Source organism: Aeromonas sp. R2-4 (assembly GCF_040908365.1).
GTDB lineage: Bacteria > Pseudomonadota > Gammaproteobacteria > Enterobacterales > Aeromonadaceae > Aeromonas > Aeromonas veronii.
Genome location: NZ_JBFODO010000015.1, coordinates 1 through 12,261, shown reverse-complemented (window position 1 = coordinate 12,261; position 12,261 = coordinate 1). Strand labels below are relative to the sequence as shown.

General features: G+C 60.5%; 12 protein-coding genes. 8 read left to right on the top strand and 4 right to left on the bottom strand.

Going from position 1 to position 12,261, the window contains the following annotated elements:
* Nucleotides 1-28: 28 nt before the first annotated feature.
* Nucleotides 29-2,617, top strand: coding sequence for a DUF4118 domain-containing protein (locus AB5Z05_RS07490; protein WP_368150835.1), 2,589 nt, complete (start codon nt 29-31; stop codon nt 2,615-2,617).
* A gap of 58 nt (nt 2,618-2,675) precedes the next feature.
* Nucleotides 2,676-3,359: a response regulator gene (locus AB5Z05_RS07485; RefSeq protein ID WP_005355774.1), complete on the top strand. Its 684-nt coding sequence runs from the start codon at nt 2,676-2,678 to the stop codon at nt 3,357-3,359.
* Nucleotides 3,360-3,363: 4 nt separating this feature from the next.
* On the opposite strand, the gene AB5Z05_RS07480 is transcribed toward AB5Z05_RS07485, so the two are convergent.
* Nucleotides 3,364-4,491 (bottom strand): multidrug effflux MFS transporter, encoded by a 1,128-nt coding sequence (locus AB5Z05_RS07480; protein WP_368150832.1) that lies wholly within the window; start codon nt 4,489-4,491, stop codon nt 3,364-3,366.
* Nucleotides 4,492-4,583: 92 nt separating this feature from the next.
* On the opposite strand from AB5Z05_RS07480, the gene AB5Z05_RS07475 reads away from it, so the two are divergent.
* A complete protein-coding gene (locus tag AB5Z05_RS07475; RefSeq protein ID WP_368150829.1) occupies nt 4,584-5,408 on the top strand; it encodes a helix-turn-helix domain-containing protein in 825 nt (274 codons plus the stop codon).
* Here the strand turns inward: AB5Z05_RS07475 and AB5Z05_RS07470 are convergent.
* Nucleotides 5,338-5,571 carry a hypothetical protein gene (locus AB5Z05_RS07470; RefSeq protein WP_005342304.1) on the bottom strand — a complete coding sequence of 78 codons (234 nt, stop codon included), beginning with the start codon at nt 5,569-5,571 and terminating at the stop codon, nt 5,338-5,340. The two genes, AB5Z05_RS07475 and AB5Z05_RS07470, sit on opposite strands and share 71 nt — an antisense overlap.
* Nucleotides 5,572-5,863: 292 nt before the next feature.
* On the opposite strand from AB5Z05_RS07470, the gene AB5Z05_RS07465 reads away from it, so the two are divergent.
* Nucleotides 5,864-7,114 carry a valine--pyruvate transaminase gene (locus tag AB5Z05_RS07465; protein ID WP_215806358.1) on the top strand — a complete coding sequence of 417 codons (1,251 nt, stop codon included), beginning with the start codon at nt 5,864-5,866 and terminating at the stop codon, nt 7,112-7,114.
* A gap of 72 nt (nt 7,115-7,186) precedes the next feature.
* Here the strand turns inward: AB5Z05_RS07465 and AB5Z05_RS07460 are convergent, their stop codons facing one another.
* Together AB5Z05_RS07460 and AB5Z05_RS07455 are read right to left on the bottom strand one after the other, a co-directional pair.
* A complete protein-coding gene (locus tag AB5Z05_RS07460; RefSeq protein ID WP_258721664.1) occupies nt 7,187-7,627 on the bottom strand; it encodes an Hsp20 family protein in 441 nt (146 codons plus the stop codon).
* Between the two features lie 92 nt (nt 7,628-7,719).
* A complete protein-coding gene (locus AB5Z05_RS07455; protein ID WP_005339298.1) occupies nt 7,720-8,133 on the bottom strand; it encodes an Hsp20 family protein in 414 nt (137 codons plus the stop codon).
* 280 nt (nt 8,134-8,413) lie between these two features.
* On the opposite strand from AB5Z05_RS07455, the gene AB5Z05_RS07450 reads away from it, so the two are divergent.
* The 4 genes from AB5Z05_RS07450 (at nt 8,414) to AB5Z05_RS07435 (ending at nt 12,212) form a co-directional block, all read left to right on the top strand.
* On the top strand, nt 8,414-9,184 hold the full coding sequence (locus AB5Z05_RS07450; RefSeq protein ID WP_368150825.1) for an MBL fold metallo-hydrolase: 771 nt from the start codon (nt 8,414-8,416) through the stop codon (nt 9,182-9,184).
* 91 nt (nt 9,185-9,275) lie between these two features.
* On the top strand, nt 9,276-10,235 hold the full coding sequence (locus tag AB5Z05_RS07445) for a helix-turn-helix domain-containing protein (protein ID WP_368150823.1): 960 nt from the start codon (nt 9,276-9,278) through the stop codon (nt 10,233-10,235).
* A gap of 65 nt (nt 10,236-10,300) precedes the next feature.
* Nucleotides 10,301-11,005, top strand: coding sequence for a YafY family protein (locus AB5Z05_RS07440; protein ID WP_127007981.1), 705 nt, complete (start codon nt 10,301-10,303; stop codon nt 11,003-11,005).
* A 166-nt stretch (nt 11,006-11,171) separates the two neighbouring features.
* Entirely contained in the window at nt 11,172-12,212 is a 1,041-nt protein-coding gene (locus tag AB5Z05_RS07435) for an IS481-like element ISAs19 family transposase (RefSeq protein ID WP_279460456.1), read from the top strand.
* The last annotated feature ends 49 nt before the right edge of the window (nt 12,213-12,261 follow it).

Below are 12,261 nucleotides of genomic sequence, written 5' to 3'. Positions count from 1 at the left end.
CTGACAAGTCTGATGCAGGAGCATGGGGATGCGTGATGAGGTAAGGGCCGACGCCCTGCTGGCGAGCCTGGAACAGGAGCACAAGGGCAAGCTGAAGGTGTTTCTCGGGGCCGCTCCCGGCGTCGGCAAGACCTACGCCATGTTGCAGGCGGTGCGGGAACAGGCCAAAGAGGGGGTCGACATCCTGATCGGCGTGGTGGAGACCCATGGCCGTCAGGAGACCCTGGCTCTGCTCGACAAGCTCGCCATCATGCCGCGCAAGATCCACATGCACCGCCAGCAGCGACTGGAGGAGATGGATCTCGACGGCCTGCTCGCCCGCAAACCGGCCATCGCCGTGGTGGATGAGCTGGCCCACAGCAACGCCCCCGGCAGCCGCCACGAGAAGCGCTGGCAGGATGTGGAGGAGCTGCTCAACGCCGGGATCGACGTCTACACCACCCTCAACGTGCAGCATCTGGAGAGCCTCAACGATCTGGTGTGGCAGCTGACCGGGGTCAGGGTGAAAGAGACCCTGCCCGATCAGGTGCTGCTGGAAGCCGACAGTCTGGTGCTGATCGACCTGCCCCCCAAGGAGCTGCTCGGCCGCCTCAAGGAGGGCAAGGTCTATGTACCCCATCAGGCCAAGGCGGCACTGCAATCCTTCTTCTCCCTCAACAACCTCACCGCATTGCGGGAGCTGGCGATGCAGACCGCCGCCAGCCATGTGGAGGGCGATCTGCAACTGCAGTGGCAGGCAGCAGGCAAGAGCACCTTGCCGCTGCGGGGCAAGCTGATGGTCTGCCTCGGTGACCAGCACGGCTCGGCGCTGGTGCGCTACGGCCACCGCTTTGCCCAGCGCCGCCAGCTTCCGTGGCTGGTGGTGCATGTCGACAGCAATGGCCGCCGCTCTGCTGATGTGGAGCAGGCGCTGGCGCTCGCCTCCCACCTCGGCGCCAAGGTGCTGACGCTATCCAGCCCGGCGGTCGCCAACACCCTGCTGGAGACCGCCGAACAGCAGCAGGTCTCCCAACTGCTGCTCGGCAAACCCCACAAGGCGCCGTGGCGTCGCTCGCTGGTGCAACACCTGCTCAAACAGGCGCAGGGGCTCGAAATCACGCTGGTCGATACCGAGAAGCAGAAGCCCGAAGTGGGAATGCGCGTCCCGACCCCGAAGGATATACACCACAGCATGCTGGCAGTGGTGATCATGGGGATCACCTCGGCCGCCGCCTGGGGGCTCTCCTACTGGCTGCCGCCCGCAGCGTTGCCACTCATCTTTGTACTGGGGGTGCTGGCGACCGCCCTCACCACCAGTCTGGTGCCCGCCACGCTGGCAGCGGTGTTGGGCTTTATCGCCCACAATCTGCTGTTCACCGCCCCCTACTTCTCCCTGAGCGTCGCCAACCACAGCGACCTGCTCACCCTGTTTGTGCTGCTTATCGTCGGCATGACCGCGGGACGGCTCGCCTCCCGCCAGCGGCAACAGCTGATCGGTCTGCGCGAAACCCAGCAGCTGGGCAATGCATTGCTCTCCCTCAGTCAGGGGCTGGCCACCGCCAGCAGCCCGGAGGAGGTGCTCAGACAAGGTGCCCAGGCCATTTCACTGGCGCTAGGCCAGCCAACCGTGGTGATCGACAAGGAGTTCAACGATCGGCTCGGCAACGAGAAACACAGGCCCGGCCAGACCGACAAGGCGGCCATCGACTGGTGTCTGGCCCAGAAGCAGAGCGCCGGGGCCCACACCGCCACCCTCAATGCCGCCGAGGCCCAGTATCATCATCTCAGCGACGATCTGGTGATCGGCATAACGCTGGCCAATCCGCTCTCCTCCTCCGCCGAGCATCAGCTGCAGGCGCTGCTCACCGATATTCGCGCCGCGCTGGCGCGGATCGACCTCAACGAGCGGCTGGCCGACAGCCAGTTGCAGGCAGAGACAGACCGGATGCGCGCGGCCCTGCTCTCCTCGGTCTCCCACGATTTGAAGACGCCGCTGGCGACCATCATGGGCGCCGGCAGCACCCTGCTGGAATATGGTGACCGGATCCCCGCCGAAGACCGTGACGAACTGCTCCACTCGGTGCAGGAGGAGGCGCGCCGCCTGCACAGCTATGTGCAGAATCTGCTGGATATGACCCGCATCGGCTCCCCCGACTTCCAGCTGAAACGGGACTGGGTCGATCTGGCGGATCTGGTGGAGAGCGCCCGCAAGCGGCTCGACTCCTCCTGGCGCCAGCACAAGCTGCTGGTCCATTTCGATCAGCATGTGCCCCAGCTCTATGTCCATGGCGCCCTGATCGAGCAGGTGCTGGTCAACATTCTCGACAACGCCTCCCGCTACTCGCCGGCTGGCACCCCCATCGAGTTCAAGGTGATGGTGGCCGAACCCGACCTCATCATCGACATCATCGATATCGGGGTCGGTATCGCCGAGTCGGATCGGGAGAAGATCTTCAATCTCTTCTACACCCAGCCGGTGGGCGATTGCGGTAGCCGTGGCACCGGGCTTGGCCTCGCCATTTCCCGCGCTATGATAGAGGCCCACGGCGGCAAGATTTGGGCCTTCTCCGGCCCCAATGGCAACGGAACCTGCATGCGCATCTCCCTGCCGCTCGCCCTCAATTCACCGGAGGTATGATGGCTGACCGCCAGCTTGGGTCACTCAGCCCCTCCCACCATTCGCCTCTGGAGGTTCGATGGCGCACATTCTGGTCATAGATGATGAAGCGGCGATCCGTCGCTTTCTGCGGATCAGCCTGATTGCCGAAGGGCATCAGGTGAGTGAGGCGGTGGGGGTCAATGAAGGGCTGGAGCAATACCGCCACCTCAATCCCGATCTGGTGATCCTCGATCTTGGTCTGCCGGATGGCGATGGTATTCAGGTGTTGCAGGCCATTCGCGAACACCACCCCAACCCGGTGCTGGTGTTGTCGGCCCGCGATTCGGAGCAGGAGAAGGTGCGGCTGCTGGATGCCGGTGCCAACGACTACATGAGCAAACCGTTCGGCATTGGCGAGATGATGGCTCGCATTCGCGTGCTGTTGCGCCAGCGGGCTGGCGTCAGCAGCGGCGAGCGGCGCCACTTCCCCCAATGCGGCCTGACGCTCGATATCAGCAGCCACAAGGTGACCATGAAAGAGGAGGAGATCCCTCTCTCCCGCAAGGAGTTCGCCCTGCTGCAGGCGCTGGTGTGCCACCCCGGCAAGCTGGTGATGCAGACCCAGCTGCTCAATGACATCTGGGGGCCGAGCCACAAGGAGGACACCCACTACCTGCGCATCGTCATCGCCAGCCTGCGCAAAAAGCTGGGGGATAACCCCCAGCAACCGACGCTTATCGAGACCGAATCCGGTATTGGCTACCGCTTTATCGGCAACTGACGTTTCACGTGGAACGACGCCCGCAGCAAATCAGCGCCAACAGACCGCAGCTACTCAGCAACAGGCCGAGATCCTGCAATCCGGCCGCTACTGCCAACCCCAGACTGAGCAGCAGGTAGTAGCCAAGCCCGAACAGGGCGCCAGCACTGCCTGCCACTTCGCGATAGGCCAACAGCGCCTGACTCAGCACGTTGGGGATCGCCAGCCCAAAAGCGATGACTACACCCATCATGGGCAACAGGAACCAGAGATTGCCCTGAGTCGCCCAGACCAGCAGCCCGGCAATCAACGCCAGCACGCTAGCCAGTCGGGTCAGAGATGACGGCAGCCACCCCCTCCCCAGCAGATGCTTGTTGAGCAGACTGCCAAGCAGAGTCGCCAGTGCCAACAAGATCCCTGAGTAACCAAACTCGCCGGAGCTCAATCCCAATCCGGCAAACAGGAAGGGGGCCAGACTGTAGTAACCAAACAGCATGGTGTTGAACAGGGCGACCAACATGGCACTGCGCCAGAGCCCACCATCTTTTATCATCCGGCACGCCAGCGGCCAGAGTGCGACTCGCTGGCTGGTGGCCGGACGGGTTTCCGGCAACTGCCAGCAGGTCACCAGCAGCAAACCTACCGCCAGTACCAGCAGACCGCTGAACACTCCGAGATAGCCGAACCCACTCGCCAGCTGGCCACCACTTAGCAACCCCAGCACCGGACTGAGTGAGAGCGCAATGCCCATCACCGAGAAGACCCGCACCAGATCGCTCCCCTGATAGCTATCGCGCAGCATGGTCTGGGTCACTACGGATCCCACGGCGGCGCCAAAGGCCGAGATGATCCGGGCCAGCAGCAGGGTTTCAAACTGATTGGCCAGCAGCGCCAGCAAGGTGCCGACACCATAGGTGAGCAGACCCGCCAGCATGGCGGGACGCCGCCCAATCAGATCGCAGAGCCGTCCCCAGCAGACCACACCCACCGCAAACGCCAGAAAATAGACCGACAGGGTCTGGGATGCCTGCCCTTCGCTCACCCGAAACTGGCTGGCGATGTGGGTCAGTACCGGGCTGTAGATGGTCTCCACAATTTGGGGAAACATCATCAATCCCACCACCAGCCAGAGCGGTGGCAACTTGTTGTTCATGACAAACCTCCTTCACAAGAGGTCGCCATTCTAGAGAGATGCCGATTGTCTGATTACAATAAGCAGGACTATAAACATCAAAAATCGGACATATGGCCTTTATTCTTCCCGATCACCCTTTTGACCCCGACCAGCTGACGAGCAGCGTGATCGGCATCGCCTCCGCCCTCGGTTGGCACGACTCGGGCATGCATCAGCATCAGCGCCACCAGCTTTTGTTCGCCCAATCCGGCTGCATGACCATGGAGCTGGAAGGTCGGGTCTGCCTGCTGCCGCCCACCCGCGCCGCCTGGCTGCCAGCGGGCACTACCCACCGGGTACTGATGCGCGGTGTGGTGGCCTACCGCTCACTCTACTTCCAGCCGCACCCCGAGTTGCCCGGCACGGTGGAGGTGCTGGCTGTCAATCCGCTGCTGCACGAACTGATCGAGCGGATGGCGCTCTGGCCATGGGACAAACCGCAAGAGCAGCAGCAACGGACGGTTGCACTGTTTATGGAGGAGTTGGGGCAGGCGCCGCGGGAGTCGTGGCAGTTGCCGCTGCCGACCGATCCCAGACTGGGCGACTGGCTACAGCAGTTGAAGCGGGAGGATGTCCTGCCCGATCGGCTCAACCGGCTGGCCGAACGGGTGGGTGCCAGTGACAAGACCATTGGCCGCATCTTCATGCGGGAGACCGGCATGAGCTATCAGGCGTGGCGTCAGCAGTGGCGGCTGTTGCGCGCCATGGAGCTGCTGGCCGAAAGCGAGTCCATCAGCCGGATTGCCGCTGCGCTGGAGTTCTCCAGCGACAGTGCCTTCATCAGCTTCTTCAAACAACATACGGGGCAGACTCCCTTGCGCTATCTCAGCTCTCGGGGTGAGTCGCCACTGCCTGACTCGCCTCCACCACCAGGGTATCCAGCGCCAGTGGCTTGAGGTTGTGCAGCGCATCCTGCACCACGGCATGGGATGCCTGCTGCAGCTCGCTCTGCACATCCTGCTCCAGCTGGGCACTCTCCAGCTCGGGCCGCGGGTTTTCGTTGGCCATCACGTTCAGGCTCAGGGCACTCACAATCAGGGTAGCGATCAGGCTTTTCATCTGGTTTGCTCCGGTATGGTTGAGATGACCAGATAGCTATTCCAATAGTTGTGCCAATCCTCATGCAATTCATAACATGATGATTTTGTTTAAATTAACTATCTCGCGATACCAAATTGAGTCGCAAAATGCATCCCGCCCAGTCATTTTTAAACCAACAGTTGGTGATTTTAACCACGCTTGATTTTTGCACCATGTTCCACGTGGAACGTCCCGTTATTTTGATCGACACCCGCTTTTAAACTGAGCTATGGTGCTACATCTTCGTAACTGACTCTGGATCTGTCACCGAATGGAATTTTCCTTGTTCGGCGAGAAGTTCACTCGCCATGCCGGTATTACCCAACTCATGGATGACCTCAATCAGGGGCTGACCAATCCGGACGCCATCATGCTGGGTGGCGGCAATCCGGCCCCGATCCCCGCCATGCTGGAGCGCTTTCAGGCCGAGGCCAAAACCCTGCTCGACAACGGCGAACTGGTGAAAGCGATGGCCAACTACGATGGCCCGCAAGGCAAAGACAGGTTCACCAGGGCGCTAGCCGGACTGCTCAGCAAGGAGCTGGGCTGGGATATCTCAGCCCGCAATATCGCCCTGACCAACGGCAGCCAGAATGCCTTCTTCTACCTGTTCAACCTGCTGGCCGGTGAATTTGCCGATGGCCGCAAGAAGAAGGTGCTGTTCCCGCTCGCCCCCGAGTACATCGGCTATGCCGACTCGGCGCTGGCCGACGACTACTTCGTGGCCTACAAGCCCACCATTGAGAAGCTACCCGATGGCCAGTTCAAATACCATGTGGACTTCGAGAGCCTGCAGGTGGGTGACGATATTGGGGTGATCTGCGTCTCCCGCCCGACCAACCCCACCGGCAACGTACTGACCGACGAAGAGATCGAACACCTCGACCAGATTGCCCGCGACAAGGGGATTCCGCTGCTGATCGACAACGCTTACGGCGTCCCCTTCCCGGGCATCATCTTCAGCGAGGCCAAGCCGTTCTGGAACGCCAACACCATCCTCTGCATGAGCCTCTCCAAACTCGGCCTGCCGGGCACTCGCTGCGGCATCGTCATCGCCGACGAGAAGATCATTCAGGCCATCACCAACCTGAGCGGCATCATCAATCTGGCGCCGGGCAGTCTGGGCCCTGCCATCACCATCCCGATGATCGAGAGCGGCGAGATCATCGCCCTCAGCGAACAGGTGGTGAAGCCCTTCTATCAGCAGAAGGCTGAGCTGGCGGTGCAGCTGTTGCGCGAAGCGATCCCCGATCCGCGCTTCCACATCCACAAGCCGGAAGGCGCCCTCTTCCTCTGGCTCTGGTTCGAGGGTTTACCGATCCACTGTCAGGAGCTGTACGAGCGATTGAAGGCGAAGAACCTGCTGATCGTGCCGGGTCACTACTTCTTCCCCGGTATCGATGACCCCGAGTGGCGCCACAGCCAGGAGTGCATTCGCCTCAACTACTCCCAGAGCGAGGAGCTGGTGCGCCGTGGCATAGCCATTCTGGCCGACGAGATAAACGCCCTCTACGCCGGCTAAGTCAGTCCGGCCAGCCAAAAACAGAAAGGCCTGCAGATGCAGGCCTTTATTGTTTATCGCGATCCGGTTTGCTTAGCCGGGCAGCGCCAGCTGCTCGGGTTTACCGATGGGGATGGCGCGGGGCTTGAGCGCCTCCGGCAGTTCGCGAGCCAGGTCGATGGTCAACAAACCATGCTCCAGCTTGGCGCCCTGCACTTCCACGTGCTGGCTCAGCTTGAAGGCGAGCTCGAAGTCACGCTCGGCAATCCCCTGATGGAGGAACTGACGCTCACCAGCCGCAACCCCTTTGCGCCCCTTCACCTTGAGGGTGCCGTTTTCGGTCTCCAGCTCCAGCTCTTCGCGCTCGAAGCCAGCCACGGCGACCGTGATGCGATAGCCATCCTGATCGCGCTTTTCAATATTGTACGGGGGGTAAGCGGCGGTCTTCTGCTCGAACAGACCTTCCAGCTCACGGGCCATCCGCTCGAAGCCGACGGCGTTGGAATAGAGATGAGAAAAATCGAGGTTACGCATAATCCTATCCTTCTAATAAGCAACAGGTTCAACTCTCCACAGGCCCGTCATCGGCACCCGGGAAATTTTAAAATCGCTGTGAATTCAGGCTATCAGCCGTTGATCTCGATCTTGCGCGGCTTCATAGCCTCGGGCACTTCACGCACCAGCTCGATGTGCAGCAAGCCGTTTTTCAGATCGGCCCCTTTCACCCGCACATAGTCGGCCAGCTGGAAGCGGCGCTCGAAACCACGTTCGGCGATCCCCTGATAGAGATAGTTGCGTCCGGTGTCGGCCTGCTTGTTGCCTTTCACCGTCAGCAGATTTTCCTGGAAGCTCAGCTCCAGCTCTTCCTGGGTAAAGCCTGCCACCGCCATGCTGATGCGGTAGTCGTTGTCACCCAGCTGCTCGATGTTGTAGGGGGGATAACCGGCATTGCCATTGCTGGCCGCAGATTCGATGAGATTGGCCAGACGATCGAAACCGATGGCAGAACGATAGAGCGGAGAAAAGTCGATAGAACGCATAGTATTACCCTCTTGTGAGCGATAACGGATTGTTTGCCCTCCTTATGGACGGGCGCCTGGTCGAAACCTCTGTCGAGCGTTCCGGCCTTGTTACCTATATAGGGGCTCACTTTTTCCTTTCAAGGGGATTTTTTCAAATTTTTTAAATGGCCGCACCGACCTATAGAACATCAACCTGTTGGCCCGATAGTGATGATAATCGACCCGTGGGCCACTGATGGCAATGCGCTCCGCACCCCATAATTGGTTGCATATCCACCAGCCAACATGGAGCCATCCCATGAAGATTACCCAGGTTCGCAACGCCACCTTGCTGCTCGACTATGCCGGCACCCGCTTTCTGATCGACCCCATGCTCTCGGCCAAGGGGGCCTTCCCCGGCTTTGAGGGCACCGCCAACAGCCATCTGCGCAATCCGCTGGTCGAGCTGCCGCTGCCGATCGATGAGCTGGTCGATGTGGACGCCGTTATCGTCACCCACGACCATCCCGACCACTGGGATGATGCCGCCAGAGCCCTGATCCCCAAGCATCTGCCGCTCTTGGTGCAACATCAGAAAGATGCCGATGCCATTCGTGCCAGTGGCTTTGAGGATGTGCGGCTGCTGAGCGACCAGCCCGAGTTTGCCGGCATTCGCCTGCAACAGACCGGTGGCCAGCACGGCAGCGACCAGTTGATGGCGGTACTGGGCGAGCGCATGGGAGAGGTATGCGGCGTGGTCTTCTCCCATCCCGATGAACAGAGCCTCTATCTGGCCGGTGATACCATCTGGCATCCCTCGGTCGAGCAAGCCCTGCAACAGCATCAACCCGAGGTCATCATCCTCAACTGTGGCGATGCACAGGTGCCCGGACTCGGTTCAATCATCATGGGCAAGGAAGATGTCGCCGCCGTTTATCAGGCCGCACCGCAAGCCACGCTGATCGCCAGCCATATGGAGGCGGTCAACCACGCCGTGCTGTCACGCCAGGAGCTGCGCAACTATCTGGCGAAACGGGGCATGACGGATCGGGTACGGGTGCCGCAAGATGGCGAGGCGATATCACTGTGACCCGCAGGAGGGCCATGTCTGGCATGGCCCTTCGGCTTTCACAGCCTGACGTTTATGATGAGTGGTCTGCGCACAGAGAGGAGCCAACATAATGCCCACCCCGATCGTTGCCGTGGTGACCTTCGATCACTTCAGCCCTTTTCACTGCGCCGTTCCCTGCCTCATCTTCGGCGATATCCTGCCGGGCCAGCCGCTGTTCGAGCTCAAGATCTGCTGCGGTGATGGCAACCCTCATTCACACTCGGCGCAAGGCTTCACCATTCAGGCGCCCCATGGGCTGGAGGTGCTGGCCGAGGCGGAGATCATCGTCATTCCCTTCTGGCACGACCCGGCAGCACGACCACCAGCACAGCTGCTCGATGCCCTGATTGCCGCCAGAGCCAGAGGTGCCCGACTGGTCGGGCTCTGTCTCGGCACCTATGTGCTCGCCTACGCCGGGCTGCTCAATGGTCGCAAGGCATCGACCCACTGGGAGTATGAGCAGGATTTCTGCCACCGCTTTCCCTGCGTGCAGCTCGATACCAACGCCCTCTATGTGGATGACGAAGGGCTGGTCACCTCGGCAGGCACCGCTGCCGGGCTGGACTGCTGCCTCTATCTGGTGCGCCAGTACCACGGCTCAACCATCGCCAACAAGGTGGCGCGGCGGCTGGTGATCCCGCCCCACCGGGAAGGGGGTCAGGCCCAGTTTATCGAGCAGCCGGTGCCCGCCTCCACCCGCGATGTCCGGATGAACCAGTTGCTCGACCATCTGCGTGCCCATCTGGCCGCCCCCCATACCCTGGATTCTCTGGCAGATCTCACCCTGATGAGTCGACGCACCTTTACCCGCCGCTTTCATCAGGCTACCGGCCTCTCGGTGGGTGAATGGCTGCTGGCGGAGCGGCTCAGGCGCAGTCAGGAGCTGCTGGAGGTAAGCGGCCATTCCATCGATCGCATCGCCGAGCTGGTCGGCTTCAAAAGTGCCACCTCTCTGCGCAATCACTTCCGCTCCCGCTTTACCATCTCCCCCAGCGAGTGGCGACGATCTTTTCGTGGCAACAATGTCTGATGACATCCTCTATACCCGCTCACTCCGCTATGGCAGGCTAACCAGAAATCCCGAGGAGTCATCCCATGTCCCGTTCCGAACGCCTGCTGGCCCTGCTCCAGCTGCTGCGCGGCCACCGTTACGCCATCACTGGCGCGGAACTGGCCAGCCAGCTTGGCATCAGCCTGCGCACCCTCTATCGGGATATCGCCACCTTGCAGGCGCAAGGTGCCCATATCGAGGGTGAACCCGGGATCGGCTATGTGCTGCGTCCCGGCTTCATGCTGCCGCCATTGATGTTCAGTGAAGAGGAGCTGGATGCGCTGGTGCTGGGGTCGCGTTGGGTCGTCGCCCACGGTGATGGAGCCTTGAGTGCATCGGCCAGCAGTGCGCTGGCCAAGATAGAAGCCGTGCTGCCCGCCGACTATCGCCAGCAGCTCCAGAGCAATGCCCTGCTGATCGGCACCTCCCGCAGCGACAGCCTCACCGATGAAGCCCCCCTGCGCAGTGCCATCCGCCAGCAACGCAAGGTGACCCTGATCTATCGGGATCTCAAGGATGAGGCCTCTGAGCGCACCGTCTGGCCCTTTGCTCTAGGCTACTTCGAACAGGTACGGGTACTGGTGGCCTGGTGCGAACTGCGTCAGGGCTTTCGCCACTTTCGGGTCGATCGCATCACCCGGATGCAGCCACAAGATTGCCGCTATCCAAAAAGCAGAGAGAGCCTGCTGAAGGAGTGGCGCGCCACCCAGCAAATCCCGCAGCCGAAATTCATTGCTGACAGAAACTGACAGCAGGTAGCGCCATCCTGAGGGGGTCGGCGCAGATGTGCTATTTCATCTGTTAGGTTGTATGGAGATGGTATTCACCTGACAGTTGCCCACAAAAGGGAGTGGTCATACGGCTTCAAACCGGATAACAAAACGGTACCCCTACCGTGTTATCTGGAGTCACCGTATGACCACCAACGAGAAAGTAGCACGTCGCAAACTCAGCCTGCTAGAGCTCGCCAAAGAGCTCAATAACGTCAGTAAAGCCTGCAAGCTCATTGGCTACAGCCGCCAGCAGTTCTACGAAATTCGCCGTAATTACCAGACCTATGGCGCCGAGGGCTTGCTCGACAAATTGCCGGGCTGTAAAGGGGCTCATCCCAATCGGGTTGCGCCCGAGATTGAACAGGCCATCCTCGATTACTCCCTCACCAGACCAACTCAAGGCCCGCTGCGGGTCGCGCAAGAACTGGCTCTGCAAGGCATCAATGTCAGTGCGGGCGGTGTGCGTGGCGTGTGGCAACGGCACGACTTGCTCTCTAAACACGACCGCTTGCTGCGCCTTGAGAAAACTCACCGTGAGCAGACCATTGAGCTCAATGACGAGCAAATTCGCCTGTTAGAACGATTCAGTCCCGAGTTCCGAGAACGCCAGATTGAGGTTCATTACACCGGAGAACTGGTGGCGGTCGACACCTTCTTCGTCGGCGCGCTCAAGGGGGTTGGCAAGGTGTATCTACAAACCGTGCTGGACTGCTACAGTCGCCACGCCTGGGGACGGCTCTACACCAGCAAGCTGCCGGTGACCTCGGTTCATGTGCTCAATGAAACGGTGCTGCCGTTTTTCGAGGCCCACGAGGCGCGGGTCTATACCATCCTGTCGGACAACGGGCGCGAGTTCTGTGGGCGCCCAGACCACCATCCCTACGAGCTGTTCCTGCAACTGGAGGGGATTGAGCACCGAACCACCAAGGTGCGCAGGCCGCAGAGCAACGGCTTTATCGAGCGGCTGCATCGAACCTTGCTGGATGAACACTTCCGCATCAAGGGGAGGACGACCTGGTATGAGTCGGTAGAGCAGATGCAGACAGACCTGGATAGCTATCTGGTGCACTACAACACCCAGCGGCCACATCAGGGCAGGATGATGGAGGGTCAAACCCCCTACAGCATGTTCAAGAAGGGTCTGAAATTGATACCGAAGGAAGTGCGCTCTAAAGTAGCGTAAACAAGACACCGGTTTGAGGCCGGTGTCAGGTGATAACTAGATCTGTACA